This is a genomic window from bacterium, assembly GCA_037147175.1.
In the GTDB taxonomy this organism is placed as follows: domain Bacteria; phylum Cyanobacteriota; class Vampirovibrionia; order Gastranaerophilales; family UBA9971; genus UBA9971.
The window spans coordinates 1-18,961 of the sequence record JBAWVS010000012.1 but is presented as its reverse complement, the minus strand read 5'-3'; the positions used below and the strand labels follow the sequence as shown (position 1 = coordinate 18,961).

11 protein-coding genes are annotated in these 18,961 nt (G+C 35.2%); 3 read left to right on the top strand and 8 right to left on the bottom strand.

Annotated features, from left to right (window positions below):
• Window positions 1-40 precede the first annotated feature (40 nt).
• Complete coding sequence (locus tag WCG23_04415; GenBank protein ID MEI8389113.1) at window positions 41-379, top strand: P-II family nitrogen regulator; 339 nt, start codon at window positions 41-43, stop codon at window positions 377-379.
• 28 nt (window positions 380-407) lie between these two features.
• On the opposite strand, the gene WCG23_04410 is transcribed toward WCG23_04415, so the two are convergent.
• Window positions 408-1,100: a response regulator transcription factor gene (locus WCG23_04410; protein ID MEI8389112.1), complete on the bottom strand. Its 693-nt coding sequence runs from the start codon at window positions 1,098-1,100 to the stop codon at window positions 408-410.
• A gap of 326 nt (window positions 1,101-1,426) precedes the next feature.
• Here WCG23_04410 and WCG23_04405 point away from each other — a divergent pair, with 326 nt between their 5' ends.
• Window positions 1,427-1,723 (top strand): HU family DNA-binding protein, encoded by a 297-nt coding sequence (locus WCG23_04405; GenBank protein ID MEI8389111.1) that lies wholly within the window; start codon window positions 1,427-1,429, stop codon window positions 1,721-1,723.
• Window positions 1,724-1,790: 67 nt separating this feature from the next.
• Here the strand turns inward: WCG23_04405 and WCG23_04400 are convergent, their stop codons facing one another.
• The 3 genes from WCG23_04400 to WCG23_04390 all read right to left on the bottom strand — a co-directional run bounded on the left by WCG23_04400 (window position 1,791) and on the right by WCG23_04390 (window position 6,897).
• Window positions 1,791-2,612, bottom strand: a complete 822-nt coding sequence (locus WCG23_04400) for a hypothetical protein (protein MEI8389110.1) — start codon at window positions 2,610-2,612, stop codon at window positions 1,791-1,793.
• Between the two features lie 436 nt (window positions 2,613-3,048).
• The gene (locus tag WCG23_04395; protein ID MEI8389109.1) at window positions 3,049-4,629 is read right to left on the bottom strand and encodes a hypothetical protein; all 1,581 of its coding nucleotides are present in this window, start codon (window positions 4,627-4,629) and stop codon (window positions 3,049-3,051) included.
• Window positions 4,630-5,082: 453 nt separating this feature from the next.
• Window positions 5,083-6,897 carry a tetratricopeptide repeat protein gene (locus WCG23_04390; protein ID MEI8389108.1) on the bottom strand — a complete coding sequence of 605 codons (1,815 nt, stop codon included), beginning with the start codon at window positions 6,895-6,897 and terminating at the stop codon, window positions 5,083-5,085.
• A 513-nt stretch (window positions 6,898-7,410) separates the two neighbouring features.
• Between WCG23_04390 and argH the strand changes: the two genes are divergently transcribed.
• Complete coding sequence (gene argH, locus WCG23_04385) at window positions 7,411-8,787, top strand: argininosuccinate lyase (GenBank protein MEI8389107.1); 1,377 nt, start codon at window positions 7,411-7,413, stop codon at window positions 8,785-8,787.
• Window positions 8,788-8,864: 77 nt separating this feature from the next.
• Here the strand turns inward: argH and WCG23_04380 are convergent, their stop codons facing one another.
• The 4 genes from WCG23_04380 to rplL form a co-directional block, all read right to left on the bottom strand.
• The gene (locus tag WCG23_04380; GenBank protein ID MEI8389106.1) at window positions 8,865-12,812 is read right to left on the bottom strand and encodes a DNA-directed RNA polymerase subunit beta''; all 3,948 of its coding nucleotides are present in this window, start codon (window positions 12,810-12,812) and stop codon (window positions 8,865-8,867) included.
• A gap of 156 nt (window positions 12,813-12,968) precedes the next feature.
• Window positions 12,969-14,687 carry a DNA-directed RNA polymerase subunit gamma gene (rpoC1, locus tag WCG23_04375; GenBank protein ID MEI8389105.1) on the bottom strand — a complete coding sequence of 573 codons (1,719 nt, stop codon included), beginning with the start codon at window positions 14,685-14,687 and terminating at the stop codon, window positions 12,969-12,971.
• 43 nt (window positions 14,688-14,730) lie between these two features.
• Window positions 14,731-18,006, bottom strand: coding sequence for a DNA-directed RNA polymerase subunit beta (gene rpoB / locus WCG23_04370; GenBank protein ID MEI8389104.1), 3,276 nt, complete (start codon window positions 18,004-18,006; stop codon window positions 14,731-14,733).
• 471 nt (window positions 18,007-18,477) lie between these two features.
• A complete protein-coding gene (rplL, locus tag WCG23_04365; GenBank protein MEI8389103.1) occupies window positions 18,478-18,849 on the bottom strand; it encodes a 50S ribosomal protein L7/L12 in 372 nt (123 codons plus the stop codon).
• Window positions 18,850-18,961: the final 112 nt, after the last annotated feature.

Genomic DNA, 18,961 nt, shown 5'->3' with positions numbered 1-18,961 from the left:
AATTGTCTATGTATTATAAATTTATAAACCCGGAGGTATTATGAAAAAAATAGATGCGATAATCAAACCGTTTAAACTTGATGAAGTAAAAAATGCTTTGCATGATATAGGTGTTAAAGGTATGACCGTTACCGAAGTCAAAGGTTTTGGTCGCCAAAAAGGCGTAGTAGAAGTTTATAGGGGTGCTGAATATCATATCCAGTTTATTCCTAAGGTAAAACTCGAAATAGTTGTTAATGACGATATTGTTGCGCAAGTAGTTCAAATTATTCAGGAAAGAGCTCAAACAGGCGAAATCGGAGACGGTAAAATCTTTATCTCGCCTGTTGAAGAAACAATAAGAATAAGAACGGGTGAACGAGGAGAAACCGCAATATAATTAACAAACAGCGCAGAAGCCCATTTTATCAGACTAAATTTTCTTTTACGGCTTTAACGGCTGCCTGTACTCTGTCATTTACACAAAGTTTCTGTAAAATACTGCAAACATGGGCTTTTGAGGTATGAACGCTTATAAAGAGTTCTTTGCCTATTTCTGTGTTGCTTTTTCCTTTTACAACCAAACCAAGCACTTCAAATTCTCTTGCTGATAATTGGGATTTTATAACTGAATGTTCAGGAGGATTGAAACTTTTTCTAGTTTCAGGCTTAGGATAAGTTTTTAATATTACTTCAGCAATTAAGGGGTCAAACCATGCCGCTCCGTTGCTTACATCTTTGATGACGTTCACAAGGGTCTCGGCGTCTATGTCTTTTAAACAATAAGCATTTGCTCCTGAACCCAGAGCCGCAAGGACTTCTTCTGTTCTGTTGTGAGAAGTCAAAATTACTACTTTAATATTTTCATTAAAAGCTTTTATTTGCTGAGTCAGCTCAATGCCGTTCATCTCCGGTAATCCGAGATCTACAAGAACGACATCGGGTCGGATTTCTTTAATTATTTTTATGCCTTCTTCACCTGTTGCGGCTTCACCTGTTATCTTAAGCCACTTATATTCTTGCAGAGCGCATTTTAAGCCAATTCTGCTAAGTTTATAATCTTCAATTAAAACAACTTGAATGATTTTTGTTTCTAAAGTATCGATTTCTATTTCCTCCAATTATTATAATAACCATGTATCTATTAAATACAAATATTTATTCCAACTTTCTAAGCATAACAGTGTAATAATTAAATTGATATAGCCGTTATTCATAATTAACCCGAATGGTCAGGTGATAGTCATGTGGGTATTATTCTATACTGTGCTCGCAAAATAATTTGGTCTAAGATCGCAATAAATATCAAAAGAGTATTTTATTCCTCTATAAATTAAACTATTTAATTATATTTACAGTTGTTATTGTAATAATTGTTAAAATATCATTGTAATTATCTGAATTAAAAGGTAAGATATCTCTGTTGTAAATAAATGAGAGGTTTGTCATGAACAAAGAAGAATTAGTAAAAGAAATCGCTAAAAAAACTAAATTATCACAAAAAGAAGTTACTGAAATTGTTAGTACTACAGTTGACATAATTACTAAAACAGTTTCAAAAGGCAAAAAAGTTACTCTAGTTGGATTTGGTACTTTTGAAGCTCGCAAAAGAGCTGCAAGAACCGGTAGAAACCCTCAAACAGGCGCAGCACTTCAGATCTCTGCTAAAACTGTTCCTGCTTTCTCAGCCGGCAAAAAATTCAAAGAAATCGTCAATCCTGTAAAAGCAACTGCAAAAGCTTAAAACCCAAGTCAGTAATAAAAAGCCGCCTTTTCAAGGGCGGCTTTTTGTTTTAATTATATATTTTGATTTATGCGAATAATTTATTAAAATAGTCTTGATCTTCGAAAGTTTCTTTACCCCGGGCTGTACTTCCATTTTTAAGATTTAAGGTGAATGTTCCGAATATTCCTGTTGAATTTGTATTATCTATTGCACTAAAAGATCTCAAATCAACACCGCTTATTTTATTTAGATCATATTTCCTGTTTGAAATTTTACCGTCAAGTACTTCATTCAAGGAAACACCTGCTGCTGTTAATTCATCCGTGCTGACTTTTCCGTCTTTATTTGTATCCAGTGATTTCATATCTGCAAATAAATTATCTTTTGTATCATTTATACCTAATATTTCTTGTTTTCCATCTACTTTATTGTTTCCGTTTGTATCCCGCGTAAATATATAGTTCTTTCCGTCTATATTCACTTCATATGGATCCCACAGTCCTCTATTATGCAATTCGGTACCATACTTATCATTCGGAATTGAACCTGCAGCTACCCATGCAGCTCGGAGTTCTGCATCAGACATCTGTTGCGGAGTTTTTGCCGCTGCTGCTGCCGCATCTGCAGCTTTTTGCGCTGCCGCTTGTTGTGCTGCTACAGCTGCTGCCTCAGCTGCCGCTTTTTTAGCTGCGGCTTCGGCTGCTTGTTGATTTATTATATTAATAACGTTTCCATAGAGTTTGTTAAAATTATCATACCACCCAACATTATAGTCTGTCTGAACTGCTAAGTTGGTTTGATTAATTGTACCGGCCCAAATACCATTCGTATTTTGAGTAGAATTTACATTCAAATTGTATTGCTGAACATTTACATACAAATTACTAGAATTTACCGCATTAATCATCTTTTACCTCTATCTTATTACCTTACCTATAAATAATTACCTTACCTGTATATATAAAGTATATACAGGTAGCCTAAAATCAATAATAAGGCTTTTTGTTACAAACTTTAACAATATCTGGTTGCTTGAGTTCAATTTTTAATTGCAACACGTTATCAGAACAAACATATATTATAGATATGTAGAAAGATCAGGTGTTAAAACGGGAAGAGTAAAACATCTGACAGGAAAAGAAAGAGATGAAATCTCTATCCTGCATGCAGAAGGAAAAAGTCCTGCACAAATTGGTAAAATTATCGGCAGACATCGATCTATACTGAAACGAGTTTGTTTTCAGGAAAACCGACAAAGCCGCATTTTCCTGAAAAGCATCACTCCTAAAAGCTTTAGTGCTTTCGCAAAAAATATTTCATTTCTTAATTACTTTTTCAGAGCACTATACAATAACAGGATTTTCTCCAAAGATTGCTTTTGTTTGAGCTTTTATATCATTTAAAATATTTTCAACTTCAACAGGAGTTGTAATTTCTGCCTTTTTACCGTCTTTTTCAAGAACATCAAAGATAGATAGGATCTTTTGCGATAATGTTTTGTTCAATTCTTTTTTAACTTTAGTTGTTTCAGGAATATATTTTTCGCCTGAAAGAGAATTGAACGATTCCAATATCTTTTTAAAATCAGATTCCGGCAAATCTATCCCTTTTTTCAAAGCATTAAGAGTTTTATTAAATAATATTTTTTCTTCTTTATTTTTAATATTGAATATTTTTGTTAAATCAATTTCCCATTTTCTGGCTACTTTTGTTATTTCGTTGCGGACTTTGTTATTATCAATAGTTTTTGCCAGATGTTTCCCTCTGTCAAAAACAAATCCGACAAACACAAGACCACAGCCCAGCCATTGAGCAGCTCTGCCCTGTTTGCTGTCAATTCCAACAAGCTGGCTGATTCCATTAAAGATTCCGCCTGTTAAAAAGCCTGCTCCACCGGCAGCATCTTTTAAATTTCTGGCGACTGACACTTTATCTATTCCAAACTTGGTCATTCCGATATTATCAGTAAAAAATCCGCCTTCTTCAACTTTAAGACTACTTTTTTGAGCTTTTTTGTTGTCAATCAAAGAAAATAAAACCACACCGAGTCCTCCAACCGTAAGAACTGCGGAAGCAACTTGCATTAAATAGTTTTTAGGCTGTTTTAAAACCTTATCTATAAACACTTTACCGTCTTTATTAATACTTTCTTGAATAATCACAGACTTTGGTGTTAAAAAGAAAATGTTTTCTCTGAAAAATTTTACAGCCTCAGCATTTTTTGGTGTAAACAATTTAAAAGTATTTTTCGCCAAATCTGAACAGGATTTACCTATTTCAACAATGCTGCTTTTTACATTGCCTAAAATTATTTTTGTTTTTCCTGCGAGTGTTTTTTCAGTTCTAAGTTTATTTTTATCAAGAAGCAGTTCAGGATTGCTTTCTAAAGCCAAGCCCGCAAAAATAGAAGCGATACCCACACCAAAAAGCCCTGTCCCCAGAGGCGTTTCTATACATGGAGCAGCTCCCAGATTTATTGTTTCTCCTATGGTCATCATAGGCATTCCTGCCGTCAAGCCTGTTGTCATCCCTGCTATTGTTGTTGCGGCAATACCTACTTTTGCGGCATTTAATCCGAACTTCGCAAATTCGGTTTCAGGGACAATAGTTTTGACTCCTTCATGGTTTATTTCATTTTTTTTATCCACATTTTCAGGAAAAAATATGTTTTTTATTTTCCCGTTACTTTTTTTATAAGTATCATAATAAAGCCCTGAGCTTCCTATTATATAGCCAACTGCGCCTAATACCGAGGAGGCAAGCGCAATAATCGGCAAAGCAAGATTATCTTTTTTTATAACTTTATAAATATCAGGTTTTGAGCCAAATTTAATATTATTATTCGCAGCTACAGAATTTTTTGCTGATAATGATTTATTAAGATTAATATTAAATTCATAATGATTTTTTGTGCTTAAACTCACCTCAGTAAACCTCTTTAAATTTAAACAGTCCTACTAAGATAATGCTCCTAAAAAAATAAATTGATAGAATTTTTAATAAATATTACACAATCTTTACAGAAACCAATTATTGCCTCTGCATGCTATAGTGTTCTGAAAAAGTAATTAAGAAATGAAATATTTTTTGCGAAAGCACTATAGCTTTTAGGAGTGATGCTTTTCGGGAAAATCCAGCTTTGCCGGTTTTCCTGAAAACAAAAGCGTTTCAGTATAAATCTTTTTGTATTTCCAAAGCATATAAACTTGGATTGCCAGATAGTCAAAATCCCCATAAATATTGGTATTGTCACTCTGAGGGCTAAAGTTCGAAGAATCTGTCCAAAAAAGTATTTAAGCTTAAAACCCAAAAGGGCTCGATATTTCGCTTTGCTCAACATGACAAGAAAAAAATTAACCGGCAATTAGAATTATAAATTATTTTTTTATTTCTGATTCTAATAATTTCTGATTTAGTCTTAGAATGAGCTTATCAACATCTTCATCTTTTATCTCAGAATTTGAATCAGGATAAAGTTTATATAATTTCTGATAAATATTTGTCTTCTCTAAAGCTTCTGTATATTTTTTTTGTTTTTCAAGCAAATAAATATAATTCAGGTAAGCTTTTTTGTCTGTAGGATAATATATCAAAACCTGTTTTATTATAGCTTCCGAAGTTACATAATCATTTTTCTTATTTTTTTTATTACTATAAAGACTTATCGACTGATTTAGTTTTTCATCAGCGACAGAAAATTTAACAGCTATTCGATTTACTATAGGGACAAGCTCTTCATTATGATAAGAAGTTTTTTTCAGCTCTTCTACAAGGTTTAACGCTTCATCATAGTTATGGTCATAACATAAGCTTTTTAGGACTTTGAATTTTTCATAATTTGAGAGCTTAAATGTTAATAATTTTTCAAGTTTTTCATGGCTATCTTCAAAATTTCCCAGAAAAAATTCTGCTCTTACTTCGTTTAACAGGTCATAAAAATCAAAAGTTTCGCTTATGGAAAGATTAATAAATTTTTGTCTGACCTCTTCAGGCATTTGGTCTTCATTAATCAGTTTGAATTTTGTAAGAGGAATAACTACTCTTGAATTTTCTTTTGTTTTCAAAATATATTTTGAATCATTTACAAAATCCGCTGAACTTGCAAAACCTTCAATCCATTTTGCATAATATAATTCTGCCAGTCCCGTTATTGCATTGATATTCTTGGGATTTTTATTAAGAACACTTATATAGGACTCTCTTGCTTTTGTAAATTCATCTGCAACAAGATATAAATCTGCCTGCATTATTGTATTTAATTCATCATTTATATTGTTAAACAGATCAGTTGTTGATTTTTCTTTAGTTGAAAGCATTTCTGAATCGTTATAAGAAATTTTTATTAACCTGTCTAAATTTTGCTGTGATTGTTGATGCTCAGGTTTTAATTTAAGCGATTTAATATAATTTTTTTGTGCGTTTTCATTATTGCCTTCCTGCTCGGAAAGCTTTGCCAACATATAATAAGTTTTATAATTGGAAGTTAAACCTGCTGAAATGGACTTTTGGAGATAAATTTTTGATTTGGCAAATTCTTTAGTTTTATACAAATATTCTCCGATTAAATACAGTGCCTGTGCATTATTTGTACTGAGTTCTTTTGCTTTTAATATTTCATCAAGGGCCAGAGCGCTCTGACCATTTATATAATAAACATCTGCAAGACCAATATGTGCAAAAGGAGAAGAAGGATTATACTTATATGCGGTATAAAAATTATCAAAAGCCTTTATCAGGCAAAGTTTTTTTAATTCCAATTCCTCCGGTGTATTTCCAAGAGAATTAGCTTTTTTAAAATAAATATTTCCAAGTGAAATAAAAGCGTCAATATTGTTATAAGAAATTTTTACGGCTTTTTTGGCCATATTTTCAGCTTCTTTGTACATCCCCCTGCTCAATAGTGAATTTGCCGCAGAAATAAAAAACCTTGGGCTATTATTGACCCTTTTTTGTATTCTATTAAGCTCTATCATGGCTTTTGCCTCTTGATTACTATCAAGATACAAGTTTATAAGCTGAATAGAAGCATCTGTATTTTGCGGATTCTTATTTATAGCTGAAGTTAAAGCTCTTTCTTTAACCAAAACACCTGACCGATTAGTATTCCAACTCGAAGCACCGCAAGAGAAGCAATTTCCCGCGAAAAAAATTGTAATGGCTGCTATTATTATTTTTTTAAACTTCAAGTGCATAATTTTATCTTTGCATAGCTCTACATTTATATTGTAATAAATTATTTTTTTCTGACATCAATTTTGTAATGTATTAACAGAAATTATTCAACTCAAATCGCCAATTAGCTAAAATTATTGCAAATATTGATTTTCGAGAATGTCATCCTGAGCAAAGCGAAGGATCTGTCCAATTTATTATTTTAGCTAAAAATGCTTACCGGACAGATTATTCGGGCTTTAGCCCTCAGAATGACAATTTGTAAAAATAAATTAATAGGTGACCGGGATTAATTAAATTCATGCGTCATTGCGAAGGGTACCCGCTTTTTTGATTAATTATCAAAAAAGGAGGGGGCAGCCAAAGCACTCGACGCGGCAATCCATTTTGTTTCTATAGATTGCTTCGCTATGCTCGCAATGACGATTTTAACGACTTAGCAATTTGAATTAGTCAGTCTCTTTTGCATGACAATTCGATTGTGTTTCGTGTATATTTAACGGTAGATAAAGTAGGAATATAAGGAGAATAAAATGTCAAAACTCTGGGGCGGAAGATTTCAAAAATCAACAGACAAGCTGGTAGACGACTTTAATTCTTCTATCAGATTTGACCGGAGGCTTTATAAACAAGATATTTTAGGCAGTATAGCCCACGTTAAAATGCTGGGAAAGCAAGAAATAATTCCTGTTGCTGATTCACAGCTCATAGAAAAAACTTTAATTGAAATTCTGCAAGATATAGAAGCATGCAAAGTTGAATTTGATATTGCGGCAGAAGATATTCATATGAATATTGAACAAATTTTAATATCAAGAATCGGCGATATCGGAAAAAAGCTGCATACCGGAAGAAGCCGAAATGATCAGGTTGCTCTTGATATGAGAATGTATGTAAAAGATGAAATCAGGATTATTCAGGATATGATTTCCAATTTGCAAGAAGTTCTTTTGGATATAGCAAAAGAAAATCTCGAGACAATACTTCCAGGATACACACACCTTCAAAAAGCACAGCCAATTTCTCTGGCACACCACTTTATGGCGTATTTTGAAATGCTGAAAAGAGATAAATCAAGACTTGAAGATACATACAAGAGAACAAATTCCCTTCCTCTGGGTTCAGGGGCTCTGGCTGCGACTACTTATCCGCTGGACAGAGAATTTGTAGCGGAAGAATTGGGTTTTGAAGCTGTTTCTCTTAACAGCCTCGATGCTGTTTCTGACAGAGATTTTTGCATTGAGCTTTTAAACAGCCTTTCAATTCTCATGATGCATTTAAGCAGGTTTTCAGAAGAAATTATTATCTGGTGTTCTCATGAATTTCAGTTTATAGAACTTGATGATGCTTTTTCTACCGGAAGTTCTATTATGCCGCAGAAAAAAAATCCTGATATTGCCGAGCTGGTGAGAGGAAAAACAGGCAGAATCTACGGCAGCCTTATGGCTCTTCTTGCAACAATGAAGTCGCTCCCTCTTGCTTACAACAAAGACATGCAGGAAGACAAAGAACCGGTTTTTGATGCTATAGACAACGTTAAAATGTGCCTTCCCGTGTTTACGGATATGGTTAAAACTATGAAAATAAAAAAAGACAGGATGTACGAAGGCGCGAAAGGCGGATTTACCAACGCAACAGATTTGGCTGATTATCTGGTTAAAAAAGGCATCGCTTTCAGAGATGCGCATGGCATCGTGGGGAAAATTGTTTTTTCCTGCATCCAGCGAAATATTGGGCTTGATGATATGACACTTGAGGAGTACAAACAAATTTCTCCGTTTATAGAAGAAGATGTTTTTAAGGCTATATCCCTTGAAGAATGCGTGAACAAACGCAATGTCATTGGCGGACCTTCAAAAGAAATGATGGAAAAAGTTATACAAATAAATGAAGAATATCTGAGTTTTTAATAACTCGAATTGCTAAATAAAAAAGACTTACTTTTTAAAAAGTAAGTCTTTTTTGTATCTATAGAAAGAAATTAAATTTATTCTTCGGTTTCTTCAACAGTTTCAGTTTCTTCAGAGAGATCTTCTAAATCTTCAACATCTTCCTGAATTACTGCACCCATTGCTTCTTCTATTGAAAAATCAGGAGCTCCGAACAACCCTTCGATTTCTTCAAGAATCGCTGAAGGTTTTCTTGCGCTGTTTCTGTTTCTTCTTTTTCTTTCTTCTTCTTCAAGATCTTCGGAAGAATGTGTAAGATGGTAGTAGCCTGTACCTGCAGGAATCAATCTACCAATAATTACGTTCTCTTTCAAACCTCTTAACATGTCTTTTTTACCTTCGACAGCAGCTTCTGTCAGAACTCTTGTGGTTTCCTGGAAACTTGCCGCTGATATAAAGCTTTCTGTGTTTAAACTTGCTTTTGTAATACCGAGAAGTACAGGATGCCATGTTGCAAGTTCCCCGCCCAGTTCGGCTACTGCTTTATTTTCAACTTCTACAGTGTACATTTCTGTAAGTTCGCCCGGTAAAAGTTTTGTATCACCTGATTCATCAACTTTAACTTTTTTAGACATCTGACGAACAATAACTTCAACGTGCTTATCAGCAATTTCTACACCTTGCGAACGGTATACTCTTTGAACTTCATCAAGAAGGTATTGCTGAACAGCTTCAACACCACTAAGCCTTACAACGTCATGCGGATTAAGAGGCCCGCTGGTAAGAGGTTGTCCCTGCTTGATTTTCTGTTTGTCAGTTACAATAATACTTGAATCGATAGGAACTTTGATTTCCTGACGACCAGTTTCTCCTGCGAGGAAAAGTCTTACCGCATCTTCTTCATATTCAAGAACAGCTTCTCCGTTTTCTTCTGCAAGAATAGCACTTTCTTTCGGTTTTCTTCCTTCTAAAAGTTCTTCAACTCTAGGAAGACCCTGTACAATATCTCCGGTTTTCTGACGTTCAAATACTAAAGTTGCAAGGAAATCACCGCGCTGTACAAGACTTTCATTATCAACCTGAAGCTGTGCGCCCTGACTGATTAAGTACGGTCTTGATTTATGAATAACAATTTCGTTTTTATTAACTTCAAGAATTTGACCTGCAATTTGAGATTTTTCTCCGCTTTCAGAAATTATCTGATCAAGACTTACTAAATCGCCTTCTTTAACTACAGGAGCTGTTTTTAAATTAATAATTTCTTTTGATTCAGGAGAAATCAGAAGCAATCTTCTCATTTCTGCTTTTTCTGCTGCGCCCAAACTCACTTTTGCATCGTTTCTTGCAAGTACCTGTGTTTTAGAAACCGGCGTCTTCGCTTCGATTATCTGTCCTGATTTCACAAGAAGTTCTGTCTGAAGTGAAGCTTTTTCTCTTGAGCCTGTTTCTGTTTCTCTTCTAACTATTAAGTTATCAAGAACAACGATTTTAAGGTTTTGCTCTTCGCTATCTTTTGATGTAAGTTCAACAAGCCCTTTTAAGTGGCTTAAATATCCGCTCATTTGAAGAACAAGGCTAACTCTTGTCAAGCTTGCACCTTCTAATTGACGAATTCTTGCTCCATCTCTATATTGAAGTTGAGTTACAGGAACAATTTCAATCAAATCTTCAGTTGTATTGAAAGCAATATTAACTTCTTTTGGAGTTATATCATATTCCTGAACAGGTCTTATAAGCAATTCTATTGATTTTGAAGAAAGTTCAATATCTTCTTCAATTTCAACTTCGACATCATCGTCAGTTATATCAATAGCACCGACTTCAGCAGTCAATCCTGAAATAATGCTGACCATGCTTTTTTCTTTAGCTTTAATGCCGACAGCAATTTCTGTTCCTGCATCGACTATTTCACCATCTTCAACTTTTAAAAGATTAACATCATCTAGTTTTACAAGTTTACCTGGTCTTACAATAACTTCATGAATGATATCGTTGTATTCTTTAATTTCAACAACGCCGTCAATATGAGTTCTTACATCTTTTACGACTTCTGTTCCGGCAACAACAAATGTACCAGACTCAACCATTTTTAATGTTGAATCTTTATTGACCTGATGAATTTCTTCAGGAATGAAAACGACTTTTCCCGGATTAGTTACTATCTGGTTTTCATCAGTTTCTACACCTGCATAACGGATTTCACCGCTTGATGTAACTGTATTTTCTTCATCAATAAGTTCCGCAATTACCATTCCGTTTTCTACAAGAGTATCAATAGGTGATTTTATAACGTAATTTTCATCACATCCCTGAACTTTCCAGAGCTGTTCTTTTTTGGTTGACTCTAATTCAGCGTTCTTAGGAGTTATAGATGCAATAACGATAGTAATTTCTTTACCGTTTACAATTTTTTTGATTTTTTTACCGTTTTTTGTAATTTCTTCAAGTTCCAACTCGGAAGAAAGTCTGACTTCTCCTCCATGTTCGCTTAAAGTGATAGTTTCAGCGAGGACATCTCCCTGCTTTATAAGTTGATTATTTTTAACAAGAATTTCTGAACCACCCGGAAGATTATATACATCACCTGAAAGAATCCAGATTTTTCCGCTTCTGTTTGCAGTTCTGCTGATGTTTCCTTGTCTGTCGCGTTTTTCATCAACGCTAAATCCGTCAAAATGGATTTTTCCGCCAATATCAGTAGTTATATCTTTTGTTGCTCTTTCTGTCAGACGACCGCCGTCCGCACCTGCACCGGGTTCATACTCGGCAATAGCTTCACCTGCTTTAACAACATCTCCTGTATTATAAAAAATTGTTGCTCCGTAAGGAATAACATAAGAATGTTTTTTGCCTTTTGCATCTTCGATTTCAAGTTTGCCTTCTCTGGTGCTTACCTGAACGTCATCACCATGTCTGGTTCTCAAATCTTTTGTATTAAGACCTGTAACAATTTTACCTGCTACTTTTGTATTAATTTTACGCATACTTGAAGAACCTCTGAATACACCGCCTGTGTGGAATGTTCTCATAGTAAGCTGTGTTCCGGGTTCCCCGATACTCTGTGCAGCGATAATACCAATGGCTTCACCGATATCAACAGGGTTATTTTTGGTTAACGCCCATCCATAACATTTTTGACAAATCCCATACTCTGATTCACATGTTAAAGGAGAGCGGATTTTAATTTTTTTCAACTTTAATCCTGAAATTTTTCTTATGTCTTCATTATTTAAAGTTGTAGTTTTTGTTATTAAAACATTTCCTTCTTCATCAACAATATCTTCAAGAACAGTTCTTCCTAAAAGTCTGTCGTGAAGGGAAACATATTCTTTTTCAGCATCTCTGATGGATTCAATTTCAATGAATTTTTCTGTTTTACAGTCTTCTTCCCTGATAATAACGTCTTGAGCAACGTCAACCAGCCTTCTTGTAAGGTATCCCGAGTCAGCTGTTTTAAGCGCTGTATCTACAAGACCTTTTCTTGCACCGTAACTGGAAATAATGTACTCTGTTACGCTTAATCCTTCTTTAAAGTTTGATTTAATCGGAAGATCGATGATTTGCCCCTGCGCATCTGCCATCAATCCACGCATTCCGACTAACTGGCTTACCTGAGAAAGGTTACCTCTAGCACCGGAAAATGCCATCATATAAACAGGGTTTGTTCTACTGAAATTTTCTACCACACTGTTTGTTAATTTTTCTGTTGTTTCGCTCCAGGTATCGATTACTTTTGTGTATCTTTCAACTTCGGTAATTTCACCTTTCAAATAACGATAAGTTGCTCTGTCGATTTCATCTTCAGCATTCTTAATAAGTTGTTTTTTAGCTTCCGGAATTGTCAAATCTTCGATTGAAATTGTTGTACCTGCCTGGGTTGCAAATTTAAAACCAAGATTTTTTAATTGATCTGCCAAAAAAGCTGTCTTAGAAGTGCCATAATCCAAATATATTTGAGAAAACAAATTATTTAAAGCTTTTTTATCCATAACTTTATTTATAAAATCAAGTGATTTTTTTTGATTTTTAGAAAGAATTGTACTCATTGTTTTATATTTTCCTCTTATGAATTATTGATCAGTTTCCCTAATAATGCCATTCTGAACTTTTTAGCCCGAACAATTCGGTTAAGTTTGCTTTTGAATAGATTTTTCGCTTCGCTAAGAATGGCAAAAGAAAGCGAAGAAACTAATAAAGCTATATTATGAGGTTAAAACTGCAGTTCTTACCGTTTGATTAAATATAATTCTTCCGGGAGATGTTATGATTTTTTCACCGGATTCATCTCTTACACAGATTTTTGAGTGTAATTTAATCACTCCTGCGTCAAGAGCTGTTATAGCATCTTCAAAATTAAGGAAGGATCTTTGCACATCTTCTTCCGTTAAGTTTGTATCAAGTGTTAAATAATAAATACCAAGAATCATATCCTGTGTTGGAGTAATACAAGGCTTTCCTGTTGCCGGCAACAGAACGTTATTGGCAGAAAGCATAAGCATTCTTGCTTCTGTTTGCGCTTCGATGGAAAGCGGTACGTGTACAGCCATTTGGTCACCGTCAAAGTCAGCGTTGAATGCTGCGCAAACTAACGGATGTAATTGAATAGCTCTTCCTTCTACAAGAACAGGTTCAAATGCTTGAATACCTAATCTGTGCAGTGTAGGAGCACGGTTTAACATCACCGGGTGTCCTTCAATTACTTCTTCCAACACGTCCCAAACAACGTTTTCGGAACGTTCTATTTTCTTTTTAGCTGATTTAATATTTTGAACAATGCCTCTTTCAATGAGTTTGTTTACAACGAAAGGCTTGAATAGCTCAACAGCCATTTCTTTCGGCAAACCGCACTGATGAAGTTTAAGCTGTGGACCGACTACGATAACGCTTCTTCCTGAATAATCAACCCTTTTTCCTAAAAGGTTCTGTCTGAAACGACCTTGCTTACCTTCAATAATGTTGCTTAAGGATTTAAGAGGTCTATTATTAGGACCTATTACGGTTCTTCCTCTTCTACCGTTATCGATTAAAGCGTCTACTGCTTCTTGAAGCATTCTTTTTTCGTTTCTGATAATAATTTCGGGAGCGCCCATTTCTATTAATCTTATTAGACGGTTATTTCTGTTAATAACCCTTCTATATAAGTCATTTAAGTCGCTGGTAGCGAATCTTCCGCCATCAAGCTGAACCATTGGTCTTAAATCAGGAGGTGTTACAGGTAAAACATCCATAATCATCCATGTAGGATCTGTATTACTGGAAGTTAAAGATTCTACCAGACGGAGTCTTTTTATAATTTTTGAACGTTTTTGTACTGAACCGCCTGCGTTTGAAAGTTCTTCTCTCAATTCTTCAATCATATCGGAAATACTTATTTCAGCGAGTAATTCTTTTATGGCTTCAGCACCGATTCCGACTTTTAAAGTCGTTGTTTCATGCTCATTGACATAATTTTCATATTCTTCTTCGGATAAAAGCTGAGTTTTTTTGTATTCAGAATCCCCCGGATTAAGAACAATATAATTATTAAAGTAAATTACCTGCTCTAAATCTCTTAGGGTCATATCCAACAATAAACCAAGATAACTTGGAATACCTTTCAGGAACCAAATATGTGAAACAGGCGCCGCAAGTTTAATATGCCCCATTCTGTGGCGTCTAACTTTGCTGTCTGTAACTTCTACTCCGCATCTTTCGCAGATAATGCCTTTATGGCGGACTCTTTTGTATTTACCGCAATAACATTCCCAGTCTTTAGACGGTCCAAAAGTTCTTTCACAGAACAAACCGTCTCTTTCCGGCTTTAATGTACGATAATTGATAGTTTCAGGCTTTGTAACTTCGCCGAAAGACCATTTTAAAATTCTTTCCGGTGATGCTATGCCTATTCTTATATAATCAAAATAATCAATACTGGTAGACAATGTTTTTCTCCCTTGATCTATTGTATGTATATCACTATATTACTTAATCTGAGACACTTCCGGGTGTTTGAAAGAAATTAATATTAAGTAATTCTGAATCTATATCGCTGAGTGTTCTTTTGGGAACGGCTCTTTTCATTTCGTCAGTATCACTCATAAGGTCAACTTCGAATCCACCGCGTTTGGCTACTGTAATATCAAGACCGATACTTTGAAGTTCGCGAACCAATACTTTAAATGATTCTGGAATACCCGGTCTTTGTAGATTTTCACCTTTTACAATGGCTTCATAAGCCCTACTTCTTCCATTAACGTCATCAGATTTGATTGTTAACATTTCTTGAAGTGTATAAGCAGCACCGTATGCTTCTAATGCCCATACTTCCATCTCTCCGAAACGTTGTCCGCCAAATTGAGCTTTACCACCGAGCGGTTGTTGCGTTACAAGACTGTATGGTCCTGTACTTCTTGCGTGAATCTTGTCATCTACAAGGTGAACAAGTTTCAATATATATGCAAGACCGACAGAAACAGGGTTATCAAATGGTTCTCCCGTTCTTCCGTCGTAAAGCAATACTTTACCGTTTGGATTTACCCAATCATACCCGTTTTTATCTATTCCTTTTTGAACTTCCGTAGATGTTGCAATAAGAGAAGCCTCTGTAATACCGCATCTTTCATCAAAAGCAGGAACTTCATAGTAATTTCCTGTCAGATAAGCTGCAAGTCCCAAAAGGGTTTCATAAGTTTGTCCTACGTTCATCCTACTAGGTACGCCAAGTGGATTGAGGACTATATCAACTGCTGTACCGTCAGGTAGGAAAGGCATGTCTTCTTTAGGAAGAATTTTGGAAATAATACCTTTGTTTCCGTGTCTTCCTGCCATTTTATCGCCTACTCTGATTTTACGTTTTTGTGCAATATAAACTCTAATAACAGTGTTAGCACCCGGTGGAAGCTCATCGCCTTTTTCTCTGTCGAATACTTTTACGTCAACGACTCTTCCGCCCTCACCGTGAGGTACTCTTAAACTGTTATCTTTTACATCTCTTGCTTTTTCGGCAAAAATAGCTCTTAAAAGCTTTTCTTCCGGCGGATGCTCGGACTCGCCTTTAGGTGTGATTTTGCCTACTAAAATGTCATCAGCTTGAACCATAGCTCCGACACGCACGATACCTCTTTCATCAAGGTGTCTTAAGCTGTCTTCGCTAACGTTAGGAATTTCTCTTGTAATTTCTTCAGGTCCTAACTTTGTTGTTCTTGCATCAATTTCAAGTTTTTCGATGTGAATACTTGTATAAACATCGTCATGAGATAACCTGTCGCTTATCAGGATAGCATCTTCATAGTTGTAGCCTTCCCAAGGCATAAATGCGACAAGCACGTTTTTACCCAGAGAAAGTTCTCCGCCATCTGTTGAAGCTCCATCTGCAAGAGGAGTACCTTTTTTGACAGGCATTCCTGCTGACACAATCGGTTTCTGATTAAGACATGTGTCCTGGTTGCTTCTTACAAACTTCATCAACTGATATTTATGAATTTTTCCGAAATTGTCTTTTATTCTTACTTCATCGCTGGTCACATAATCAACGACACCTTCATGTTCAGAAAGAACTACCATTCCTGAATCACAAGCGGCTCTTTTTTCAAGCCCTGTACCAACAACCGGTCTTTGTGCTTTATAAAGAGGAACTGCCTGACGTTGCATGTTTGAACCCATCAAAGCTCTGTTAGCATCGTTGTGTTCAACAAACGGTATCAAGGATGTACCTACAGATATAATCTGAATTGGGGAAACACCGACATAGTCAACTTTAATTGACTCGCCCATTGTAAATTCACTTCTGTAACGAACAGGAACCATATCTGTTGCGATTGTACCATCTTCTTTTATAGGAATATCGCCGGGCGCAACACGGGAGGTTTCTTCTTCGTCCGCACTCAAGTAGTTGATTTCATCTGTAACTATTCCGTCTTTTACGACATAATAAGGTGTTTCAATGAAACCGTACTCGTTAACTCTTGCATAAGTTGCCAAACTTCCGATAAGCCCGGCGTTCGGGCCTTCAGGTGTTTCTACAGGACAGATTCTTCCGTAATGTGAAGGGTGAATATCCCTTACGGCAAAGCCTGCTCTCTCCCTAGCCAAACCACCCGGTCCAAGAGCTGATAATCTTCTTTTATGTGTTAATTCCGCTAACGGGTTTGTCTGGTCCATAAACTGAGATAACTGTGATGAACCGAAAAATTCCTTAATAGCAGCAATTAAAGGTTTTGTATTTAATAAATTAAGAGGAGTTAAAGTTTCAGCATCCTGAAGTGTCATTCTCTCTCTTACAATTCTTTCAAGCCTTGTAAGACCGATTCTGAACTGATTCTGTAACAATTCTCCAACTGATCTGATACGTCTGTTGCCTAAATGGTCAATATCATCGACTACACCTTCATCATATGTAAGGTTTACGAGGTATTCTATTGAAGCAACAATATCCTGAACAGTTAATGTTCTTTGTGTTTCGGCAAGATTAAGTCCAAGTTTTTTGTTTAACTTATAACGACCAACTTTACCGAGATCATATCTCTTATCATCAAAGAATCTGCTTTCTATGATTGACTTTCCGCCGCTTGCGCTTGCAGGATCACCCGGTCTTAATTTTTTGTAAACTTCAATTAAAGCTTCATCATTTGTATTGGTAGTATCTTTATCCATAGTTTTCTTCAAGAAATCACTATGTCTAAATACTGAATCCATATCATTTATTCCTATGCCGAGAGCTTTAAGGAATGTGGTAGCCAGAATTTTTCTGTTTTTATCAATTTTTACATATATAACATCATTAATATCAGTTTCAATTTTTAGCCATGCTCCTCTGTTAGGAATCAAAGTCGCATTATATATACGTTTTCCGGTTGTTGCAATTTCTCTTTTGTAATAAATACCGGGGGATCTTACTATTTGGCTGACGATTACTCTTTCTGCACCGTTAATAATAAAAGTACCTCTGTCAGTCATCATTGGAATATCACCAATATAGACTTCCTGTTCTTTTATTTCACCGGTATCTCTGTTTACAAGCCTCATCATAATTCTTAGCTGTTTTGTATAGCTTGCATCATGAATTCTTGCTTCTTCAACAGTATATTTTGGATTATCGAATGTGTAATTCGGTAAAAAATGTAATTCTAATCTGCCCGTATAATCTTTTATAGGAGAAAAAGACAAAAGTTCTTCTTTTAATCCTTCTTTCAAAAACCATTCAAAAGATTTTTTCTGTATCTCTGTCAAATCAGGCATTTGATCCAGACTGGAAGCTTTCATTCCGTCTGGTATAACGCGTTCAACATACTTAATTGCCATTATTAACCTCGCCTAATATGTGTGTTGCACCCATAATAATTATTTAAATTATAAAAATTTAATTATTATTCCTATACATTATTATATTTTTCCTATAATATCGTATAGCAAAAAATATGATAGTCAAGAACTCAGGTTTTATATCGGCTTTCTTATATTTTTGACTTCAGCTTTCAAAAAATTTGCGGTCTTTTGTTGTTATTAATCGACCTTTTTAAGAAAACGAATTCAAGCCGTATGTCCTAAGTTCTTAACTAAAATTTATTTTGTTTTATTTTTTATATCTATTTCCAAAATAAATTATCTTTGCCCTTCATTCAAATTGTAACTTTATACAATAATGTATTCAAATTGAATGAGTTAATAAAAATAAAAATTTGTCATTTCCATTTTTGTTTTAACTCCTGCTATCGCAGTTGAAAAAGGCTCGGACTATTTAACGGAAACTGTAGCTCCCACTGCTTCGAGTTTAGCTTTGATTTCAGCAGCTTCTTCTTTTTTAACGCCTTCTTTAACAGGTTTTGGAGCTGAATCAACAAGATCTTTTGCTTCTTTTAAGCCAAGACCGGTTATTGTTCTAACTTCTTTAAGAACGTTAATTTTGTTAGCGCCTGCGCTTTCAAGAATTACATTGAATTCTGTAACTTCTTCAACAGCTTCAGCAGGTGCAGCAGCAACTGCAACAGCAGCTACAGGAGCAGCAGCTGAAACGCCGAATTTTTCTTCCATTAATTTTACTAATTCGGAAGCTTCTAATAATGTTAAACCTTCTATTTTTTCTAAAATTTCTGCTACTACGCTCATTTTGTTCTCCTTTTTTCTATTACTATTACTTAACTTCATTACTTTTATTTATGCTGACTTAATTCCTCTGCCTTTTGCAAAGGATGACAGGGTGATTAACCTTGTGCTTCTT

Excerpts from the sequence above, each read along its gene's own strand:
- WCG23_04415 (MEI8389113.1), top strand. The coding sequence starts at position 41 with ATGAAAAAAATAGATGCGATAATCAAACCGTTTAAACTTGATGAAGTA.
- WCG23_04405 (MEI8389111.1), top strand. The coding sequence starts at position 1,427 with ATGAACAAAGAAGAATTAGTAAAAGAAATCGCTAAAAAAACTAAATTA.
- WCG23_04400 (MEI8389110.1), bottom strand. The coding sequence starts at position 2,612 with ATGATTAATGCGGTAAATTCTAGTAATTTGTATGTAAATGTTCAGCAA.
- WCG23_04390 (MEI8389108.1), bottom strand. The coding sequence starts at position 6,897 with ATGCACTTGAAGTTTAAAAAAATAATAATAGCAGCCATTACAATTTTT.
- argH (MEI8389107.1), top strand. The coding sequence starts at position 7,411 with ATGTCAAAACTCTGGGGCGGAAGATTTCAAAAATCAACAGACAAGCTG.
- WCG23_04380 (MEI8389106.1), bottom strand. The coding sequence starts at position 12,812 with ATGAGTACAATTCTTTCTAAAAATCAAAAAAAATCACTTGATTTTATA.
- rpoB (MEI8389104.1), bottom strand. The coding sequence starts at position 18,006 with ATGAAAGCTTCCAGTCTGGATCAAATGCCTGATTTGACAGAGATACAG.
- rplL (MEI8389103.1), bottom strand. The coding sequence starts at position 18,849 with ATGAGCGTAGTAGCAGAAATTTTAGAAAAAATAGAAGGTTTAACATTA.